Genomic DNA, 20,741 nt, shown 5'->3' with positions numbered 1-20,741 from the left:
CGTCCCGGCACCGGCGCGGGTTTCTCTTCAGGTTGCGTGAATCGTCGAATGGGTGACTGCGCGGCGGTACCGCCCGCTCAATCCTTTCAGCCTGTTCAATCCCTGAAATTCGTGAATTGCAGCGGCAGGTCCAGCTTGCTGCTGCGAACCAGGGCAATGGCTTCCTGCAGTTCGTCCCGGCTTTTGCCGCTGACGCGTACCTGCTTGTCCTGGAGGGCAGCCTGTACCTTCAGCTTGGAGTCCTTGATCATGCGCTGCAGCTTCTTGCCGAACTCTGTATCGATGCCCTGGCGCAGGGTGGCGATTTGTTTCACCGTCTGGCCGGTCGTCACCGGTTCATCGACCTTCATGTAGGCGATGTCCACACCGCGCTTGGCCAGCTTGAGTTTGAGGATGTCCATCATTTGCTTGAGCTGGAAATCCGCCGGCGCGCTCAGGGTGACGACGAAGTCCTTGAGCTCGTATCGGGCATTCGTGCCCTTGAAATCGAAGCGGGTGTCTACTTCGCGACTCGCCTGATCGATCGCGTTGGCGACCTCATGCGCATTGAGTTCGGAGACGATATCGAAGGAAGGCATGATGACAAACCACCGCGGACCGCACTGTGCGCATCATCGCGATCCTGGCGTGCCGATGCAATCCGCAATCCTGCCCGACAATCCTCCCCGGTTCCGGCGATATTGCACCGAGAGATGGTTCGCAGCTGTCGCCGGTGCGCCACCCGGTATTCTCCTCAGCCGTCATCCAGCGTTGCGTCCGCAGCGCGCCGTGCGTCAATCTGCTCGTGCCGCTGCAGATCCTGCCAGAACTCGCCCTGCAGGTCACCGGCCTGGTTAACTTTAAGATGATAGAGGCGTGCGGTGCCGCCGGTGAAGCTGGCGAGGCGCAGTTCATCCCCATGTACCTGGCCATCGACGGATTGGTACTCGTCCGACGTTTCGATGTTTCCGGTGACATGGTCATGACTTTGCACGAGCATGGCCAGGGCAGGCATGGCGCGGCCGTCGCCATTTGTGAACGTCATGGCCCAGTGGCCCGAGACATCGGCGTTGTCGGTCGAGGACTTCACATAGAAGCGGTGCGTCTCTCCGAGCGTCGCCCTGAACGGAATGCGCTGCCGGGCGCCGTCGGGTTGGATCACAATGAGCTGCCCGTCCAGGCGCTTGCGGCGCATGACCACACGCAAGGTTCTGTCGCCGCCGGCCGTCCTGCCGGCCGCATGCTGGTGCTGCGCACCGGTGTTGGCGAAATCGGCCGGTGGATTGCCGCTCGCCAACGATGTCGAATTCTCGAAAGGAGCCTCGGCACCGTTGGATAGTTGGGCGATGAGTTCGCGTTCCGTCAATTGCACCTCGTCGATGCGCGTGCGTTCCTCGCCATTGGATAGATAGAGCGCATACCGGTCCCGTTCTCGAGTGATCTCGAGGCCGAACGGCATTTCACCGCCGGGCAATTCGAGCACTGCGCGATAGGCACCGAGCCGTGGTTCGGTCAGGCGGGCATCGCATCCTGCGATCCAGGCCGTTGCCGCCAGCAGCCACAGCCAGGCGGCGAGCGTACGGACCGGCACGGTCACACCCACACCAGCGCCAGGTTCAGAATCTCGATGTCGGCCTTGCGTGGCTTGATATCGATGCGCTGCACTTGCGCGTGCCGCGGATCGAGCTCAGTCTTGATTTTATCGATTTCCTGCTCCAGTTCGGTGCGCAGTTCGGTCAGCCGCCGCTCCAGTATTTCACGGCTTTCCTCGGCGCGATTCACATCGTCGCTTTCCTTGCCGATACGTCCGGCGTTGCGCGCGGCGGTGCCGATGCGCCCTGCATTCGTCGTACCGAGCTTCCTGCGGCCGAGCAGCATGCCGACGAGCGAGGTGCCGACCGAGATCACCGTCTGCATTTTTTGCTGCGAAAGCTGCGAGCGTTCGCGCTCGATGCGCTGGTTCGCGCGCCGGACCTGGTCTTCCAAGGCGGTCAGCCGGGCGGCGTACTTCTTGCGCAGGCGGTCGACTTTGGTGTCGCGTTTTTCGTGCAGCAGATGCGAAAGCCGGGCCCGGAACTCCCCTTCGTCGTCTCCCGCCGCCATGCTCGCGCCGGCCTGGGGACAGCGAAACAGGGTCATGGTGGAATTCGCATGGATATGGGAGGCGAGCGTTTTGCGCCAGCGGACATAATTCTGGGGCCGCAGCAAGGCGGCAGGCGCCGACGCATGGCCGCGATCCTCGGGCGGTTCGGGACTGAGCTGGTCGCGCAGATCGGTACCGTGATCGGCCTGTGTCCAGTCGGATTGCCCGTCGGCACCGAGCGGCGCCACCCAGGAACGGATTTCCCAGGCGTCCACGCCCGCGGCCGTGTCCACGAAATGCATGCGGGCAACGCCCAGGATGCGCGGCTGGTAGGTTCCGGCAAGGGGCGGCGCAGCGTGAGCGGCGGGGACGGAAATCGCACCGGCTTCCGGCGCAGGCGCGGATGTGGATACCGCGCCATGCAAGTAATACTCCTCGATGCCGGCGGGGATGACGGGCTTCGAGGTCTCGCGCGATTTTTGGGCGGTGCCGGCAATGGTGGCAGCGGCGGTGCTCTCGAGTGCGGGTGTGTGCGCGGCGTCGCGGCGGGATCCGGCTTCGATGCGGACGGAGGCCGCCGATCGTTGTGCGGCGGTGATCCTGGCGATCTCCTGCACGGTCATGGGTCCGCGCAGGTAGGACATCGCCCAGCGCGTCCGAAACAGTACGGGAGCGACGTCGTGCACATTGTGCATCAGGAACACCCGGTTGCCGAGGCCGGCGAGCAGCCCTTCGATGCGAGGCTTGTCGAGACGACCCTCGAGCGTCCCGCCGGATCCCTCGCCTGCCGCGCCGAGCAGGCCGTCGATCAGACGCGCCTTGTCGCGCTCGGTCTGCAGACGGCCGATGAACCAGGTGCCTGCGTTCGACAGACCCTTGTAATCCAGATCGACGGGATTCTGAGTGGCCAGTACCACGCCCAGACCGAAGGCGCGGGCCTGCTTCATCAGGGTGAGCAGCGGCGGTTTCGAGGGCGGCATGGCCGTCGGCGGGAAATAGCCGAAAATCTCATCCATGTAGAGCAGCGCGCGCAGGCTGGACGTACCGGATTGGCGCCGCATCCAGGCGACGATTTCCCCGAGCAACAGGGTGACCACGAACATGCGCTCGGCATCGTTGAGGTGGGCGATGGAAATGATGGCGATGCGCGGTTTGCCCGCCGGGGTGAACAGCAACCGCTGTATGTCCAGCGCATCGCCCTGCATCCAGGCGGCGAAACCGGGCGCGGCGATCAGGTTGTTGATCGACATGGCCAGTTGCAGACGATCCTTCGCCGGATAGAATGTTTCCAGATCGAAGACGCCGACCGTGTCGAAGGGGGGCTTGTGGATCGTCTGAATGAGTGCGGGCAGATCCAGGTCCCGTCCGGCATTCCAGGCTCGGTCGAACAGGGTCGAGAGCAGAATATGTTCGCGGCTGCGCAGCGGATCCGCGTCGATGCCGGCCAGCGACAACAGACTGGATACGCTGGAGGCGATGCGCTCGCGCAATGCGCCGGCATCCGCACGCAGTTCGGCAGGCGGTGCGCAGAAGGACCGCAGAATCGACAAGGGATGACCGGCTTCGTTGCCGGGGGTGTAGATCGCGAGTTCTGCGGCGTCGTGCAGGCGTCGGATGCGCTCGCCGTCCTGATCCCATTCCGCCAGCCCGCGCCGCCAGTCATGGGCGGTCCGCTCCGCGAACGCTGCGGGCGTCATGCCCTTGCGAGCAGCTTCGCCGGGATCGATCCAGGGTGCGAAATCCTCGGCGCGCAGTTCCGGAAAGCTGAGCAGCAGGTTACCGAGATCTCCCTTCGGGTCGATCGCAATCGCCGGAATACCGTCGATTGCGGCCTCCTCCAGCAACGACAGGCACAGGCCGGTTTTGCCGCTGCCGGTCATGCCGACGCATACGGCGTGCGTGGTTAGATCACGCGAATCGTACAGCAGCAGATCGGCCTGCTCCCGGCCGGTGGCAGCATCGACCTGGCGGCCCAAATAAAACGAGCCGAGCCTTTCATAGGGCTGAGCGGGGAGAGGAGTGGGCTGAATCATCCACGGATAACCACTTTATAACCTCGATAATACCGACCTTATCACCGCTGGACGGGTAATCTGCACCTTCCTTGCAGTGCCGGATGGGGCTGCTCGAACAGTTCAGGGAATAATTCCGTGTTCAGGGCGGATTGCTCCTGCGGCAGAACATCGACGACGCCCGGAGCCTGCTGGTAACAGACCATGTCAATCACCCTCGATCAAATCACCAAGCGATATCAGGGCTCGCCGGTCGTCAACGATGTTTCACTGGAAGTCACCGAGGGTGAATTCTATGTGCTGCTGGGCCCCAGCGGCAGCGGCAAGAGCACCCTGTTGCGATCCATCGCCGGCCTGACCGGGATCGATCACGGCCGTATTGCATTGCATGGCAACGACGTCACTCGCGTATCGGCCCGCCAGCGAGGTGTCGGGCTGGTTTTCCAGAATTATGCCTTGTTCCGGCACATGACGGTCGGCGAGAACATCGAGTTCGCCTTGCGCGTACGCCATGTCAAAGCTGCCGAAAGGCGTGCCCGACGCCGGGAGCTGTTGCGGCTGGTGGCCCTGGAGGGGATGGACGATCGTCTGCCGACCCAATTGTCGGGAGGGCAGCAGCAACGCGTGGCCGTCGCCCGCGCGCTGGCGCACAAACCGCCGGTGTTGCTGCTGGACGAGCCGTTCGGCGCTCTGGATGCGAAGATCCGCGAGGAACTGCGGCGCACGATTCGCCAGGTGCAGCGCGAGCTGAATATCACCACCGTCCTGGTTACGCATGACCAGGAAGAGGCTTTTGCGCTGGCCGATCGCATCGGCGTGATGAACCTCGGCCGATTGTTGGAGAGCGGCAAGCCGGATGAACTGTACGCACGCCCCGCCACGCGTTTCGTGGCCACCTTTCTGGGTGCGGCGAACCTGCTGCTGGCGCGCCAGACTTCCCAGGGTATCCGCTTCAATGCCGCACCCGCAGGTATACGCGATGCCGACAAGCCGGAAGGCGGCCGCGAACACGAGGTCGTCGCGGTATTGCGGCCCGAGGAAGTGGAGCTTGCACCCACACGCGATAATTTACACACCAGCTGCATCGCCAGCGGCGTCATCGAAGAACAGGTGTTCACCGGCGCCTACGAGCGACTGCGTATACGCATGACCTGCAATACCACGGATCTGCAGATCGCGAATGCGACTACCCAGGATGTTCAGTCACAGGCTGCATTCCTGGACGTGACGCGCACCCAGCACGAGCAGCGGCTGTTCCCGGCGGTGCTGGGCCAGTCGGTCGCGATCGGTGTGCGTCGTATCCATTTGTTGCCGACACCGCTGTCGAGCTACACGGTATGTGCAGCGGACGAGGCAACCGCCGGGCGGTTGGCGGCACATCCGTTCCTGGTCGAACTGGCGGGCCGCATGAAGACGCGCATTGCGAAGCGCGTAATGCCCATGCTGCAGAGTTGCAGCCAGGTGCTCGCCGAGCCTATCGCAGGCGTCGCGGTGATCGGCTCGCATCCGCAGCAGGCCGCGCAGATCGAATGGCTGCTCGGCAACGGCGCTGCCGAAGTTCTGGTGATGCCGTCCCAGGCGATACCGCCGCAGCGCGTGTTGATTCACTGGGCGGACGATGCCGCCCGCCGCTCCACGCTCGCGGTCGCCGCCAGCCTGCTGCGGCACGTCGCCGCGGAAGCGGTGTATGTGGGCATTCTTCCGGAAGGAGCGGGTGAAGCGCAGCGTCCTCTGGGAGTGCGCACGCTGCTGGATGCGCGTTCCGAGGCGCAGTCCGTGCATGGCCTGGACATGCGTACGGAACTGCGCTTCGGCGAGGCCGCCGAGGAACTGCAGCATCGTCTGGGCGAACTGCCCGAGCAGATGCTGATCCTGGGCGTCTCCGCTCGAGCACAGCTGCGCGATCGCTTTGCCCCGCTGCTTGCCAAGATCGGAGCCTTGCCGGTGATGATTGTGTATCGAACGGCACATGACGCCGACGGAGCGGTCGAATGATACAGGCGGGGCAGAGCCGGCCGTCGCTGGCAACGATACGGGCGCTGGTGCTATGCGCCGCCTTGTTCCTGTCCGCATGCGGCGGCACCGACGAGACCGGCACGCGACGTATCACGCTCTTGAACGTGAGTTACGACCCGACTCGCGAGCTTTATCGCGAGGTAAACGAGAGCTTCGCCAGGCAATGGCAGGAGAGCACCGGCCAGCAGGTGTTCATTCGCCAGTCGCACGGCGGCTCGGGCAGCCAGGCACGCGCCGTCATCGATGGCCTGGAGGCGGACGTCGTGACCCTGGCGCTGGCCTACGATATCGATTCGATCCAGCGCAAAGGCAAGCGCCTGGGTGCGAACTGGCAAACCCGCTTTGCGTCCAACAGTGCACCCTATACCTCGACGATCGTATTCCTGGTACGCAAGGGCAACCCCAAGCAGATTCATGACTGGCCGGACTTGCTCAAGCCGGATGTCGCGGTCGTGACCGCCAATCCCAAGACTTCAGGCGGCGCGCGCTGGATCTATCTGGCCGCCTGGGGTGCGGAACTGTATCGTCAGCTCGGCGAAGATTGGTCGAAGCTCGACGATCCGGCAGCCGCTGCAGAGGTCGCGCGGGCCGACGCCAAGGCGCAGGCTTTCGTGGCCGCCCTGTATCGCAATGTCCCGGTGCTCGACAGCGGTGCGCGCGGTTCGACCAATACCTTCGTACAGCGCAATATCGGCGATGTGCTGCTGGCCTGGGAAAACGAAGCACTGCTCGCGCTCAGAGAATTGGAGCCCGGCCAACTGGAAATGATTGCCCCGCCGGTCAGCATTCTGGCCGAACCGCCGGTCGCGGTGGTCGACACGGTCGTGGATCGCCGCGGCACACGGCAGGTGGCCGAAGCCTATCTGCGGTTCCTGTATACGCCCGAAGGGCAGGAGATTGCGGCAAAACACTATTTCCGGCCCCGCGATCCGCAGATCCTGCAGCGCCATCGGCAACAGTTTCCTGAATTGACACTGTTTTCGATCGGCGAAATCTTCGGCGGCTGGGACAGCGCTTACGAACGGCACTTCGCCGACGGCGCCATCTTCGATCGCATCTACAGCGCCCATCGATGAGCAGCGGTGTGAACAGGAGTTCGATCCTGCCCCGTGGAGGCGCCTGCGCATGAGCCGTCCCATACGCACACCCTCGATCCTGCCGGGATTCGGGCTGACACTCGGTTTCACGACGTTCTTTCTGGGGGCGATCGTGCTGATTCCGCTGGCTGCCCTGGTCATGAAGACCGCGAGCATGGGCTGGCGCGATTTCCTCGACGTGGTCTTGGATCCGCGGGCGCTCGCTTCTTATCGGCTCAGCTTCGGGGCGTCGTTGCTGGCGGCTGCGCTCAACGGCATCTTCGGCTTCATCATCGCCTGGACCTTGGTGCGCTACGAATTTCCCGGCCGCAAACTGATCGACGCATTGATCGACATGCCCTTTGCGCTGCCCACCGCTGTCTCCGGCATTGCGCTGACGGCGGTGTTCGCCGCGAACGGCTGGATCGGTCAGCATATCGCGCCGTTCGGCATCAAGGTGGCCTATACCTGGATCGGTGTCGTCGTGGCGCTGACGCTCATTGGCCTGCCGTTCGTGGTGCGCTCGGTGCAGCCTGCCTTGCTCGAGGTGCAACGTGACCTGGAAGATGCCGCCGAGACGCTCGGCGCCGGCCGCTTCACGATCTTCAGGCGCATTATTTTTCCGACGGTCATGCCTGCATTGGCGACCGGCTTTACCATGGCCTTTGCCCGCGCGGTGGGTGAATATGGTTCGGTCATCTTTATTGCGGGCAACCTGCCGATGAAGACCGAGATCACGCCTCTGCTCATCGTCATCAAGCTGGAGCAGTTCGATTATGCCGGCGCGGCGGCACTGGGCTTCGTCATGCTGCTCATGTCTTTCATCATGCTGCTGTCCATCAATCTTCTGCAAACCTGGGGCCGCCGGCACGTCGTTGCCGCGGGACGTTAGATGACGGGCGGCCCTTCCAAGGCATTGTTGGCGGAGATCGCCAGCCGTCCGGGGCGCACCATCGCCGCTACGGCGGTCAAGGTTCTATTCATTGCGGTATCGCTGGCGTTTCTCGCCGCCTTGTTGTTCGCGCCCCTGGCAATCGTATTTGCCACTGCGCTCGATAAAGGCGTGGCGCTGTACTTCGCCAGCTTCAAGGACTCGGACACCCTGGCTGCGATCCGTCTGACCTTGACGGTGGCTGCCATCGTCGTGCCCGTCAATACCCTCTTCGGCATCGCTGCCGCCTGGTCGATCGCCAAATTCGAATTTCGCGGCAAGAGCATATTGATCACCTTGATCGATCTGCCGATCGCGGTGTCGCCGGTAATCTCCGGCCTGGTCTATGTACTGTTGTTCGGCATGCAGGGCTGGTTCGGTCTGTGGTTGCGGGAGAACGACATTAGTATCATTTTCGCGCTGCCGGGTATTGTGCTGGCCACCATGTTCGTGACATTTCCCTATGTTGCACGGGAACTGATCCCGCTGATGCAACAGATGGGCAATGACGAGGAGGAAGCGGCCATCACGCTCGGCGCCGGCGGCCTGATGACCTTCTTTCATGTCACTTTGCCCAAGATTCGCTGGGGTCTGGTCTACGGGGTGATCTTGTGCAATGCCCGCGCCATGGGCGAATTCGGCGCGGTTTCCGTTGTCTCGGGGCATATCCGCGGCCTGACGACCACGATGCCGCTGCACGTGGAAATCCTATATAACGAGTACAATTTCGTAGGCGCTTTCGCGGTAGCCTCGCTGCTGACCTTGCTGGCCGTCGTGACGCTCGTGATCAAATCGTTGGTGGAATGGCGTACCGGGTATCAGAGGCACTAGTGCTCGAACGTATCCAGGAATTCGTCGATCGTCTGCAGCTCGATACTTCGCGTGCCAGCCTGGGCGTATGGATCGCGGCGATCAATGTCACGATCGTCGTGCTGGTGGTCGGCGGCATCTCCATTTCGGCAATCGGCTCCTTGCGCGACCTGGCGAACCAGCAAGGCGAAGCGCGCGTCCAGCTCGCCGGCGCCATGGCGCGCGAAGACGTTCGACGCTATGCCGAGGATGCCCTGACCCAGGCCAAGGGCGTCGCCGACCGTCAGACCTTCCAGCGGCTGCTTGCCGATCGTCAGACGACGGCCGTCGGTCCCTATCTGCGCCGTTCCTGCAATACCGACGCGATCGTCTCCTGTGCGGTATTCGAGGCGGATGCCCTGATGGCCCAGGCCGGCGTCGAGCTGCCCTGGTCGGAGATCGTCGCGGCGGCTGCCGAGCAGGGCGAGCGCTTCATGTTCGTCGACGCCACCGGGCGGTTTGCGGTGCTGGGTGCATCGGCGCAGGTCGGCGGCGCCACCCATCGGCGCCTCTATGTCGCACGTTTGTTCGATGAACGCATGGCGGCAGCGCTGGGTGAGCGTGTCGGGATCGAGATCCGGCTCATCAATTATCGCGCCTTCGCTGAGAGCAAGAAGGCCGATGCATTCACGCGGCTGCATTCCGCCGGCCTGTCCGATGGGCGCTCCGCCGTCATGCGCATCGACGAACGCGATCTATATGCCGCCAGCTTTCCGATTTTTGCCGCCACCGGCGAGGCGATCGAACTGCTCGAGGCCCGGCTGCCTTCCGCGGAGATCGACGCATCGGTCGGCGGTCTGGTCAAACGCCTGCTGCTGACCGCGGTCATCCTGGCGGCGCTGGCGGTTCTGGCGGGCGTGATCCTGGGATGGCAGGTCACCGGGCCGGTCAGCACTCTGACCGATGCGGCCGAGAAGCTTGGGCAAGGCGATTTCTCGACGTTCATCCCTGTGGGCGGCACCAAGGAAGTGGGCAAGCTCGGTCGCACCATGGAGGACATGCGCAACAACCTGATCGAACTCACCGGCACACTGCGCCGCCGCGAAGCCGAAGCGCAGGCGGTACTGAGCGGGATCGTGGAGGGGGTCTATGCGGTCGACAAATCACGCAAGATCCGCTACCTCAATCCCCAGGCGGCGCATCTGCTGGGAGTGCATCCGGACGAAGCTATCGGCCGTTTTTGCGGTGACGTGCTCAAGCCCTGCCTGGAGAACGGCCAGCGGCCCTGCGAGACCCGCTGCCCTATCATCCGCGCACGCGCCGAAGGGAGCGCGATGGCGACCGAGCGGTTGAATGTCGTTGAAGGCGTGCCCCGCACCATCATCATTACCAGCGCGGCGCCGGTCGACGAACTGCAGGTGCAGGTGATTCGCGACGAAACCGAGTTGGAGGGCGTGCGTCGTGCGCGCGACTCGGTGCTGGCGAATATTTCGCATGAATTTCGTACGCCGTTGGCGGCGCAACTGGCTTCGATCGAACTGCTGCGGGCAGGCTTCGATACGATGTCCTTGGATCAACAGAAGGAGCTGGTGTTGTCGCTGGAGCGCGGCACACTGCGTCTGACACGGCTGATCGACAACCTGTTGGAGAGCGTGCGTATCGAATCCGGACAGCTCGGCATCCGGCATCAGAGCGTATCGATCGCGGAAATCGTCGAAGATGCCGATGAGCTGGTCGGCGCGCTGCTCAAGCAGCGCCATCAACATTTGATGCGCGATCTGCCGGAAGATCTGCCGGATATCGAGGGTGATGGCCCGCGTCTGACCCAGGTATTGGTCAACCTGCTGGGCAACGCCAGCAAATTCGCGCCCGAGAGCAGTATCATTGGAGTCGGCGCATGCCATGACGATGGCAGTGTAACGGTATGGGTGGAGGACGCGGGTCCCGGTGTTCCGGAGATCGAGAACGGTTCGATCTTCGATCGTTTCTATCGTGGCACCGATCAGGAACAGGAGCCGGAACCCGGCGGTCTGGGCCTGGGTTTATGGATCGTGAAATCCATCGTGGATCGACACGGCGGCAAGATCACGGCACGGCGCACGGCGGATGCCAAATCGCGCTTCGAAGTCAGGCTGCCTGTCGCGCAGGGATCGGTATAGAGAAGTACAGATTCGATCGATGAAGATTCTTTCCGCCGATGACGACCAGGACCTGCTGGCGCTGATCGCGTTTACGTTGTCACAGGCGGGCTATCTCGTCGTCAAGGCCAGCGATGGCATTGCCGCCGTGGAAGCGTTCGAGGCGGAGGCGCCGGATCTGGTGATCCTGGATATCAACATGCCGCGCGCCAGCGGGTTCCAGGCCTGTGAGGCCATACGCACCCAGTCGCGCGTGCCGGTGATGATGCTGACGGTGCGCGGCGAGGAAGAGGACCTGGTGCGCGCCCTCGAACAGGGAGCGGACGACTACCTGACGAAGCCCTTCAGCCCGCGCACCTTGCTGGCACGGGTCAAGGCATTGCTGCGGCGTGCCGGAATGGAGAATTCGGCACCGCTTGCCGCTGGCCGTGTACAGCTGGAAATGACAGAACATACAGTACGGATCGGCGGCCAGGTGCCGGTGCGTCTTACCAAGCTCGAGCTGCGCCTGCTGCAGATGCTCATCGCCAATGCCGGGCATACGGTCGGTTCAGACCGGCTGCTGCAGCAAGTCTGGGGCCACAAGAGTTCCGGCGACCGGCAACTGCTCAAGCAACTGGTGCATCGCCTGCGGCAAAAAATCGAGATCGACCCGGCCACCCCGCAGATCCTGCAGACCGCGCCGGGTGCAGGATACAAGCTGATCGTGGATTGACCTTGATCGTCGCGGCGACGATGCATCGCTGTTCTCAAATTCGACTTGGCGGCGGTGTTTCTCGTCGCATAGCAGTTCCGCTTCTTTGTTCGTGGCGCCTGCCCATCAATGAAATGCAGTCCCGCCCTGGGTTCTTGGCCGCCGTGAATTTGAATTTACGGCGGCCAAGAACCCAGGGCGGGACTGCCACCCGTGGAGTAGTGGGGGCAGGACTGCTACCCCTGGAGTGGTGCGGACGGGGCGGCGCATCCGCCTGTGGTAAGTTGGCCGCGGGCATGAATCGCATCTCAGAGGAAGTCATGAAAGCGCTGTTGTGTAAGGAATGGGGTCCCCCCGAGAATCTGGTCGTCGAAGAACTGCCCGATCGGCAGCCAGGCGAACGCCAGGTGCTGATTCGCGTGCATGCGGCGGGGGTGAATTTTCCGGATGTACTGATCATCCAGAAAAAATACCAGGTTCGACCCGAGCTGCCTTTCTCGCCGGGTACCGAGTGTGCCGGCGTGGTGGCTGCGGTGGGCGCCAAGGTCGAAGGTGTGCAGCCGGGTGATCGCGTCATTGCGTTCTCTTCATTCGGCGCATTCGCGGAACAGGTGGTGGTGGACGCCGATCGGCTCATTGCCGTGCCGGATGGCATGGATCTGGATGTCGCCTCGGCCTTCGCGATGGCCTATGGCACGTCCTATCATGCACTGCTCGATCGTGGCGCTTTGCAACCGGGCGAAACCGTTCTGGTCCTGGGCGCTTCGGGCGGTGTAGGCCTGGCGGCCGTGCAGATCGCCAAGGCGGCCGGTGCCCGCGTCATCGCCGCGGCTTCCACGGCTGCGAAGCTGGATATCTGCCGGCAGCATGGCGCCGATGAGTTGATCAACTATGCAACGGAGGATCTCAAGCAGCGCATCATGGATTTAAGCGGCGGCAAGGGAGTGGACGTCATCTTCGATCCGGTCGGCGGCTCTTTCACCGAAGCTGCGCTGCGCTGCTGCGCTTGGCGGGGGCGGCTCCTGATCGTCGGTTTCGCCAACGGCGAGGTCCCCAAACTGGCCGCGAATCTGCCGCTGCTCAAGGGCTGTTCGATCGTCGGCGTATTCTGGGGCGACTACAACAGGCGACAGCCGCAAGCCAATGCCGCTGACCTGGCCCAGCTGTTCGCATGGCTCCAGGCCGGTAAGTTGAGACCTCATATCGCAGCTAAATTTCCCCTGGAGCGGGGTGCGCAGGCGATCCGCGCATTGATGGATCGACAGGTCTCCGGAAAAGTCGTCATCGACCTGCGGCCGGACCGCGTCCGGCACTGAGCAATTCTGGACCGAGCCGTTCTCGAGGGAGGATGACAGGAGAGCGCTGCCGATGTAGCAGCCCCGGCCTGCACTGCCGGAGCGACGCATCCAGGCGCGAAATCTGTGCTGCGGACCCCGGTTCCACGGCGATTCGAAGGGTAGCATGGGCTTTCGTGCCATCTGGCCGCATTCGCCGTACCGCTCATGAAGAATGCCAGAACGCCTCGTAAGGAGTCTTCTTCGGCCCGCCCGGACGATGTCCGGGGCGAGGCCGGCAGCACGGCCGGTAAATCATCCGGGCGCGCGGGCGTCGACGAGCGTGGCAATGCCGTGTGGGAATGGCGGATCTCCACCGGCATCTATAGTCGCAATCCCGACACTCTGAGGCTGCGCCAACTGGAGGCGAGCGAGTTGTCCATCGCCGAGACGGCTCGTCACCAGCAGCTGCGGGAACGACCGGGCGGTCGGAGTCCTCGATCGCCTTCGGGCGGGGCTGCAGGGAAGGCTGCTCGCGGCGCCGCCCCGTCCGCGGGCGGTTTCGATCCCCATGACCAGTCCGGATCCGGCGGCGGTTTCAATCCCTACGATCGTGCGGGTAGTCTGGTCGGCAGAGGCGGAGCGGTGCCCCGGGCCGGGCGGACCGCACTCCCCGATGCATCGCCCGTCCGCCGCCCGCCGGTGGACCTGCGCAAATTCGATGCCTGGATCAAGCTGAAGAAACGATTGCTGGGGCAGAAAGATTAGGGATCAGGGCGCGTGGATCTACTGCGTGCCGCGGTGAAACCCGATGACGGGCGGGCGGCGCTCATCCAGGCATGGCGCTTGACGGCTTTCGAGGCCCAAGTGATACTGATATTCCCATGTACACGCAGTTCGAAATACCGGCCCCATGCGGGTGGTGGCGCCCCTCCTGAAGGAGAGGGCCCCTGGATGGCCGGCCCGGGCGCTTCCCGGACGACACCCGGCCGATCGAACCGATCGACACATAAGCAGGATCCAGCAACCCATCTCCGAGCACCAGTCCGGAGATGGGTGTTGTCGTCTCTCGTCCGGACTGCCCAGGAAAGTTGATGACCGGGTAAAGTCCATGACGAGGAAGCTTCATTGAAACCACCGTTCGACATCGCTGCCGATCTGGATACGCCGGTCTCGGCCTACTTGAAACTCAAACCTTTCAAGCCTCGCTTTTTATTGGAAAGCGTCGAGGGCGGGGAGCATCTGGGACGTTATTCCTTCATTGGTTTCGGGGATTGCCTGGAGATCCGTCTGGACGAACGGGGTCTCACGGTCGATGGCCGCACCCGGCCGGCGCCGCCGACCTCGGCGGGCTTGCTGGATGCGCTGCGCACCGCCCTGGCCGATGCGCCGCAGCTGCAACCCCAGATTCCAGGCGTGCCGCTGCCGGGCGGCCTGGTCGGGGTGGCCGGCTATGATCTGGTGCGGCGCTTCGAACGCTTGCCGGCGCGCCGGGCCGGGAGTGCATCGACGGATGGGGCAACGCCGGAAGCGCATTACCTGGCGCCGCGTTCGCTGCTGGTGTTCGATCATCTGACCCGCGGGGTCGCACTGCTGCATGCGGGCAGCGAGGCCGAACGCATCGCGCTGCGCCGGGAAGTAATCCAGGCGCTGCGAGGACCGTTGCCGGCACCGCGCAGCCGCATCAGCTACTCCCCGGCGCTTGGTAGTTTATCGGAGGCGCAGTTCATCGACGGCGTGCATCGAGTGAAGGAGTACATCGCCGCCGGAGATGTCTATCAGCTGGTCTTATCGGTGCGCTTCGCCGGCCGATGCGAACTCGAGCCCTTTGAAGCTTATCGCGCGCTGCGGTTGCTGAATCCGTCGCCCTATCTGTTCTATTGCGATCTAGGCGACAGTGTGGTCGTCGGTTCCTCGCCCGAGGCGCTGGTGAAACTGTCGGGCGGGCGCGCCAGTCTGCGGCCGATCGCCGGTACCCGGCCGCGCGGCCAGGATGACGAACAGGATGCGCGTCTGGAGCAGGAACTGCTGGCCGATCCCAAGGAAAACGCCGAACACGTGATGCTGGTCGATCTGGCGCGCAACGACTTGGGGCGTGTCGCCACGGCGGGTTCGATCGAGGTGAGTCCCTATCGCAGCATCGAGCGCTACAGTCACGTCATGCACATCGTCAGCGGCGTGAACGGCGAGTTGATGCAGGGCAAGGATGCCTTCGATCTGTTCGCTGCCGCTTTTCCGGCCGGCACCCTGGTGGGCGCGCCCAAAGTGCGCGCCATGCAGATCATCGATGAACTCGAACCGGTCGGGCGGGGCTTTTATGGCGGCACGGTTGGATACTTCGGCCATGGGGGGGACATGGACCAGGCCATTACCATTCGCACCATGGTGTTTCGCGGCGATACCTACAGCTTTCAGGCCGGCGCCGGCATCGTCGCGGATAGCGTCGCGGCGACGGAGTATCAGGAAGTCATGGCAAAGAGCGCGATCGTGCGGCGTGCGCTGTCGCTCGTCGAGGAGGGGTTATGAGCGCCACGAATGCCGCTGCAGCGCGGCTGCTGCTGATCGACAACTACGATTCCTTTACCTACAACCTGGTGCAAGCCTTTCTGGTTCTGGGCGCCGAGGTGCTGGTGCATCGCAATGACCGGATCACGGTCGAGGAGGCGCGCGCGTTGTGCCCGACCCATTTGTGCATTTCTCCGGGACCGGGCACGCCGCAGGCTGCGGGGGTATCGATGTCGATGATCGAGGCGTTCGCGGGCGAGGTGCCGATTCTCGGTGTGTGTCTGGGCCATCAATGCCTGGTCGAGGTGTTCGGCGGCGAGGTGGTGCGTGCTCCGCGGCTGATGCACGGCAAGACCTCGCCGGTGCATCATTCGGGACAGGGCATCCTGCGCGGCCTGCCCGATCCGTTCGAGGCCGGACGGTATCATTCCTTGATCGTACGATCCGAGTCGCTGCCAGAGGTGCTGGAAGTCTCGGCGCACACCGCGGAAGGGGAGATCATGGGTGTGCGTCACAAGACGCTGGCCATCGAAGGCGTACAGTTTCATCCCGAGAGTATCTTGACGCCCCATGGCCCGATGCTCCTGGGCGCGTTTCTGGCCATTCGCAGTGCGAGACGCGAGGTATGATCGATCTGCGCGAAATCCTGGAACGCCTGCTTTGCAAGCAGGACCTCGAGGAACGCCAGGCCTATGAATTGATGCTGGCATTGACGGATACGACGTTGCCGCCCGCCATGGCGGGCGCACTATTGTGCGCGCTGCGCGCCAAGGGAGAAACCGCCCAGGAAGTACGAGGCTTTGCGCTCGGCATGCGCCGGTTGGCCCGGCGGCCGCTCCTTCCCGAGGGGACACCGCTGGTCGACATGGTCGGCACCGGAGGGGATGGCTCCGGCAGCTTCAATCTTTCCACGGGGGCATCCTTGCTGGTGGCATCCATGGGCATCCGGGTCGCCAAGCACGGCACCAGTTCCGTATCCAGCCGTAGCGGCAGCGCGGATGCCGTGCGTGCGCTGGGCTTGAATCTGCCTCTGGATGAGCAGGCGGCAGGAGATTGCCTGGCCGCCACGGGATTCACGTTTCTGTTCGCTCCGCATTACCATCCAACCATGAAGGCGATCATGCCCGTGCGCCAGGCGCTGGGGGTGCGTACGGTGTTCAATATTCTAGGACCGCTGTCGAATCCGGCCGAACCTCCGTATCACCTTTTGGGTGCGTATCACGTGGATGTCGCGGCGTTGATGGCCGACAGTCTGGCCGGCATGCCGATACGGCGCAGCTACGTGGTGCATGGCGCTGCCGGTTGGGATGAGGCGACGCCGATCGGGCCCTTCGAGCTGTTCGACGTGTGTCCCGGAAAGGTCGTGCGCATGACCCGCAGCGCGCAAGAGTTCGGCCTGCCGCCGTGCACTGCGCAGGATCTCAAAGGCGGCGACGCGGCCTACAATGCGCGGCAGCTGCGCGCCGTACTGGAAAACCGTGATCGCGGCGCGCACCGTCATGCGATCGTGTTACAGGCCGCGCTGGTGCTTGAATTGATGGGCAAGGCGTCCAGCGCCCTGGAAGCTGCCTATATGGCCGAGCAGGCCATCGATAGCGGCGCGGCGCGTGCGCTGTTGGACAGAATTTCGGCCTTCGGAAAACGGGCATGAGCGGGTTACTGACTGAAATGGCGCAGGGAAGCTTGGATCGTCTGGAACGGGCGCGGGCGGCCGAGTCCGAACAGGCGCTGTGGGCGCGCGTCTCCGATGCGCCGCCGCCGCCGCCGCTGCGCCTCTCGCCGGAAGGTTTCGATGTGATCGCGGAATGCAAGCTGCACTCACCGTCGGCCGGCGATCTGTCGGCGCATACCGTCGATATCGAAAGCCGTATCAAGGCCTATGCCAACGGCGGCGCCTGCGCAGTGTCGGTATTGACCGAACCGACACGTTTCGGCGGCTCGCTGGCGCATCTGCAGCAGGCGGCGCGCGTACTGCTACCGGCGAAAGTGCCGGTGATGCGCAAGGATTTTCTGGTCGATCCCTACCAGGTGATGGAAGCCCGGGCTGCGGGTGCCGGCGGCGTGCTGGTCATCGTACGCATGCTGGACCGGAGCCGGATCACGGAACTGCTGGACTGCGCGGCAATGTTGAAAATGTTCGTGCTGATCGAGGCATTCGATCAGGCGGATCTTGCCGTGGCTAACGAAGTGCTGGCGGCGCGCAAGGGGCACGATGAACAGACGCTCGTCGGCATCAACTGCCGCGACCTCGAGAAACTCGGCGTGGATCTGTCGCGGCTCGAGGATCTCGCCGAGTATCTGCCTGAAGGCCATCCGCACGTGGCCGAAAGCGGCGTCGCATCGATCGACGACGTCAAGCGTGTCGTCGATATCGGCTATGCGCTGGCGCTGATCGGTACGGCGCTCATGCATTCGCAGGAACCCTGCGAGCTGCTGGATGCGATGCTGGCCGCCGGCCGTGAATGCGCTCTGGCAGCGCGCGGCCGTAGCTTGAGGATCGCCACCGGCGTGGCGGGCAAGGATGAGCAATGAGCAGGGGAGCACCGCCTCGAGGCGGCTCCCGGCATGAACGATCGCCCGGAACCGGTGTCTGATCTGCGCACTGACGGACGACTGTGGATCAAGATCTGCGGCCTGACCACCCGAAGCGATGTCCGCGCCGCCCTGGATGCGGGCGCTGATGCCATCGGCTTTGTGTTCGCACCCTCCAGTCGCCAGGTGAGTCCCGGGCAGGCGGCGAGGCTGGCAGGCGAGACATCCGGCGCGGTGATGCGCGTGGCGGTCATGCTGCATCCGAGCCAGGCCTTGCTGGATGAGGTGTGGTCGAGGTTCCGACCGGATCTGCTGCAGACCGATCTCGAGGATCTGGGCGGTCTGCAGTTGCCGGACGATCTCGGTGTGCTGCCGGTCGTTCGCTCGAACCGGGCGCCGCCCGCGCCGTTGCCGCGAAGCCTGCTGTATGAGGGCGCGCGCAGCGGTACCGGCGAGTGTACGGACTGGGCGAGCGCCGCCCGCGTGTCGCGCGCGACGCGACTGGTGCTTGCCGGGGGATTGAATCCGGATAATGTCGCCGCGGCCATTACGGCGGTTAGGCCTTTCGGCGTCGATGTCAGCAGCGGCGTCGAAATGGCGCCCGGCATCAAGGATGCCTTGAAAATCCATGCGTTCGTGCGCCGGGCGCGTGCCGCTGAGAGTGGAGTAGGTGGATGAATTCGATACTGAGCGAGGATGAATCGCGAGCCATGCTCGCGAAGCTGCTCGAAGACGCTTATCCGGACGACCGTGGGCGCTATGGGCCGTTCGGCGGCCGCTATGTGCCGGAAACGCTGGTGCCGGCGATCGATCGCCTCCAGGCGGGCGTCGATCGCTATTTACGCGATGCGGATTTTCTGGAGGAGTTTCATGCGGAACTGGCAGGCTGGGTCGGGCGCCCCACGCCGCTGACGCACGCGCGGGGTCTGTCCAGCCGCTGGGGCGCACAGGTGTGGTTGAAGCGGGAGGATCTAGCGCATACCGGTGCTCATAAGATCAACAATTCGATCGGACAGGTGCTGCTGGCGAAGAAACTCGGGGCGCGGCGCATCATTGCCGAGACCGGGGCAGGCCAGCACGGGGTCGCCACCGCGGCGGCCTGTGCAAGATTAGACATGCCATGCACGGTCTACATGGGTGCCGTGGACATGGCGCGGCAGGCGCCGAACGTCGGACGCATGAAATTGCTGGGCGCCGGCGTCGTGCCGGTGACCAGTGGAGACCGCACCTTGCGCGCGGCGGTCGACGAGGCGCTGCGCGACTGGGTATCCGACCCTGACGGCACGTACTACTGTCTGGGTTCGGCCATCGGTCCGCATCCCTACCCTTACATCGTGCGCGAATTGCAGTCCGTCATCGGTCGTGAGGCTCGCGAACAGTTTCTGGCACAAACCGGCGTTTTGCCCGATCTGATTGCAGCCTGTATCGGCGGGGGATCGAACGCCATCGGCTTGTTTCATCCTTTCCTGAAGGACAGCGAAGTGCAGATGCTGGGCCTGGAGGCGGGCGGAATCGGCGCGGGCCTGGGCCAGAACGCCGCCTCGCTGGCGCATGGCACGCCCGGCGTGTTGCAGGGCTGCTATTCGCTGCTGCTGCAGGATGAGCACGGCCAGATTCAAGAAACCCAATCGGTTTCCGCGGGTCTGGATTATCCCGGCGTCGGGCCCGAGCATGCGCTGCTGATGAGCGTGGGAAGGGTGCGCTACGAGGCCGTCGAGGACACGGATGCCCTGGAAGCGCTGGCGGAATGCTGCGCGGCCGAAGGTATCCTGCCGGCGATCGAGTCGTCCCATGCACTGGCCGGCGCGCGACGCTACGCCCAGGCTCATCCGGGGGCGCGTATCCTCATCGGGCTGTCGGGCCGAGGCGACAAGGACATGTCGACGTTGCAAAGCAGACTGCTCGGGGAGAAGGAATGATGTCGCCGCAGACCCGGATCAGTGAGGCGATTCGTAGCGCGGCGGCCGGCGGCCAACCCGCGCTCGTGGCCTATGTGACCGCAGGATTCCCGCGCCGCGAAGGCTTCCTGGAGCAATTGCATGCGATTGCCGAAGCGGTGGACGTGATCGAAATCGGTGTGCCGTTCTCGGATCCGATGGCTGATGGTCCGACCATCCAACGGTCTAATCGGGCTGCGCTGGCGCAAGGGGTCTCGCTCCAGTGGATCCTTGCCGAGCTTGCCGCCGCGGAGCGCCGGCCGGCCGTGCCGATCCTGCTCATGAGCTATCTGAATCCATTGCTTGCCTATGGTCTTGAGCGGCTGCCCGATGCCGCACTGCGCGCCGGAGTGTCCGGCTTCATTGTGCCGGATCTGCCCTACGAGGAATGTGGACCACTGCGCCAGACACTCGATACCCGAGGTCTTGCGCTGGTGCAGTTGATTACCCCTGTGACGCCGCCCGCTCGCCTGCAGATGCTTTGTGACTACAGCCGAGGTTTCGTCTATGCCGTCACGATGACGGGTACCACGGGCAAGAGCGTGGCGATCCCGCAGAATACGCTCGATTATTTGCAGCGGGCACGGCGTGTATCGCCTTTGCCTGTCTGCGCCGGTTTCGGTATTCGCGGCCGGGAACAGGTCAGCCGGCTGGCACCTTATGTCGATGGTGTCATCGTCGGTTCGGCGCTCGTCGAAGTCATCGAGCGCGGCGAGGATCCGGCCGCCTTCCTGCAAGCGTTGCGTCGCGGATGATCCCGGTTCCTTGTATTGCT

At 63.7% G+C, this 20,741-nt stretch carries 18 protein-coding genes; 15 read left to right on the top strand and 3 right to left on the bottom strand.

The features are described 5' to 3' along the window. Positions 1 to 95 precede the first annotated feature (95 nt). From ACG33_RS14925 to ACG33_RS14915, 3 genes are all read right to left on the bottom strand, one after another. A complete protein-coding gene (locus ACG33_RS14925) occupies positions 96 to 578 on the bottom strand; it encodes a YajQ family cyclic di-GMP-binding protein (RefSeq protein ID WP_066922382.1) in 483 nt (160 codons plus the stop codon). A 155-nt stretch (positions 579 to 733) separates the two neighbouring features. Next, positions 734 to 1,570 (bottom strand): hypothetical protein, encoded by an 837-nt coding sequence (locus ACG33_RS14920; RefSeq protein ID WP_210399108.1) that lies wholly within the window; start codon positions 1,568 to 1,570, stop codon positions 734 to 736. A gap of 2 nt (positions 1,571 to 1,572) precedes the next feature. After that, on the bottom strand, positions 1,573 to 4,095 hold the full coding sequence (locus tag ACG33_RS14915; protein ID WP_066922378.1) for an ATP-binding protein: 2,523 nt from the start codon (positions 4,093 to 4,095) through the stop codon (positions 1,573 to 1,575). 183 nt (positions 4,096 to 4,278) lie between these two features. Between ACG33_RS14915 and ACG33_RS14910 the strand changes: the two genes are divergently transcribed. The 15 genes from ACG33_RS14910 to trpA all read left to right on the top strand — a co-directional run bounded on the left by ACG33_RS14910 (position 4,279) and on the right by trpA (position 20,721). Next, positions 4,279 to 6,069: an ABC transporter ATP-binding protein gene (locus ACG33_RS14910; protein ID WP_066922377.1), complete on the top strand. Its 1,791-nt coding sequence runs from the start codon at positions 4,279 to 4,281 to the stop codon at positions 6,067 to 6,069. Then, the gene (locus tag ACG33_RS14905; RefSeq protein WP_066922375.1) at positions 6,066 to 7,166 is read left to right on the top strand and encodes a sulfate ABC transporter substrate-binding protein; all 1,101 of its coding nucleotides are present in this window, start codon (positions 6,066 to 6,068) and stop codon (positions 7,164 to 7,166) included. The genes ACG33_RS14910 and ACG33_RS14905 overlap by 4 nt, the downstream gene beginning before the upstream one ends. A gap of 49 nt (positions 7,167 to 7,215) precedes the next feature. Beyond that, positions 7,216 to 8,058, top strand: coding sequence for a sulfate ABC transporter permease subunit CysT (cysT, locus tag ACG33_RS14900; RefSeq protein WP_066922373.1), 843 nt, complete (start codon positions 7,216 to 7,218; stop codon positions 8,056 to 8,058). Then, a complete protein-coding gene (gene cysW, locus ACG33_RS14895; protein WP_083537053.1) occupies positions 8,059 to 8,928 on the top strand; it encodes a sulfate ABC transporter permease subunit CysW in 870 nt (289 codons plus the stop codon). It abuts the gene before it with no gap. Further along, a complete protein-coding gene (locus tag ACG33_RS14890) occupies positions 8,928 to 11,045 on the top strand; it encodes a sensor histidine kinase (RefSeq protein ID WP_066922371.1) in 2,118 nt (705 codons plus the stop codon). Before cysW ends, ACG33_RS14890 begins: the two co-directional genes overlap by 1 nt. 19 nt (positions 11,046 to 11,064) lie before the next feature. Further along, positions 11,065 to 11,739: a response regulator transcription factor gene (locus ACG33_RS14885; RefSeq protein ID WP_066922369.1), complete on the top strand. Its 675-nt coding sequence runs from the start codon at positions 11,065 to 11,067 to the stop codon at positions 11,737 to 11,739. A gap of 299 nt (positions 11,740 to 12,038) precedes the next feature. Further along, complete coding sequence (locus tag ACG33_RS14880; RefSeq protein ID WP_066923563.1) at positions 12,039 to 13,034, top strand: NADPH:quinone oxidoreductase family protein; 996 nt, start codon at positions 12,039 to 12,041, stop codon at positions 13,032 to 13,034. A gap of 186 nt (positions 13,035 to 13,220) precedes the next feature. After that, on the top strand, positions 13,221 to 13,760 hold the full coding sequence (locus tag ACG33_RS14875) for a hypothetical protein (protein WP_066922367.1): 540 nt from the start codon (positions 13,221 to 13,223) through the stop codon (positions 13,758 to 13,760). A 360-nt stretch (positions 13,761 to 14,120) separates the two neighbouring features. Next, positions 14,121 to 15,518: an anthranilate synthase component I family protein gene (locus ACG33_RS14870; protein WP_066922365.1), complete on the top strand. Its 1,398-nt coding sequence runs from the start codon at positions 14,121 to 14,123 to the stop codon at positions 15,516 to 15,518. Next, positions 15,515 to 16,126, top strand: coding sequence for an anthranilate synthase component II (locus ACG33_RS14865; protein WP_066922363.1), 612 nt, complete (start codon positions 15,515 to 15,517; stop codon positions 16,124 to 16,126). The genes ACG33_RS14870 and ACG33_RS14865 overlap by 4 nt, the downstream gene beginning before the upstream one ends. Beyond that, a complete protein-coding gene (gene trpD / locus ACG33_RS14860; protein WP_066922360.1) occupies positions 16,123 to 17,148 on the top strand; it encodes an anthranilate phosphoribosyltransferase in 1,026 nt (341 codons plus the stop codon). Before ACG33_RS14865 ends, trpD begins: the two co-directional genes overlap by 4 nt. Continuing rightward, positions 17,145 to 18,029: an indole-3-glycerol phosphate synthase TrpC gene (locus tag ACG33_RS14855; protein ID WP_066922358.1), complete on the top strand. Its 885-nt coding sequence runs from the start codon at positions 17,145 to 17,147 to the stop codon at positions 18,027 to 18,029. Before trpD ends, ACG33_RS14855 begins: the two co-directional genes overlap by 4 nt. A gap of 33 nt (positions 18,030 to 18,062) precedes the next feature. Next, positions 18,063 to 18,707: a phosphoribosylanthranilate isomerase gene (locus tag ACG33_RS14850; protein ID WP_066922356.1), complete on the top strand. Its 645-nt coding sequence runs from the start codon at positions 18,063 to 18,065 to the stop codon at positions 18,705 to 18,707. Next, complete coding sequence (trpB, locus tag ACG33_RS14845; RefSeq protein WP_168160117.1) at positions 18,704 to 19,948, top strand: tryptophan synthase subunit beta; 1,245 nt, start codon at positions 18,704 to 18,706, stop codon at positions 19,946 to 19,948. Before ACG33_RS14850 ends, trpB begins: the two co-directional genes overlap by 4 nt. Continuing rightward, positions 19,945 to 20,721 (top strand): tryptophan synthase subunit alpha, encoded by a 777-nt coding sequence (trpA, locus tag ACG33_RS14840; RefSeq protein ID WP_083537048.1) that lies wholly within the window; start codon positions 19,945 to 19,947, stop codon positions 20,719 to 20,721. Before trpB ends, trpA begins: the two co-directional genes overlap by 4 nt. The last annotated feature ends 20 nt before the right edge of the window (positions 20,722 to 20,741 follow it).

The sequence above is a fragment of the Steroidobacter denitrificans genome, from assembly GCF_001579945.1.
In the GTDB taxonomy this organism is placed as follows: Bacteria; Pseudomonadota; Gammaproteobacteria; order Steroidobacterales; family Steroidobacteraceae; genus Steroidobacter; species Steroidobacter denitrificans.
The sequence above is the reverse complement of the archived record's forward strand: the minus strand, read 5'-3'. Positions and strand labels throughout refer to the sequence as shown.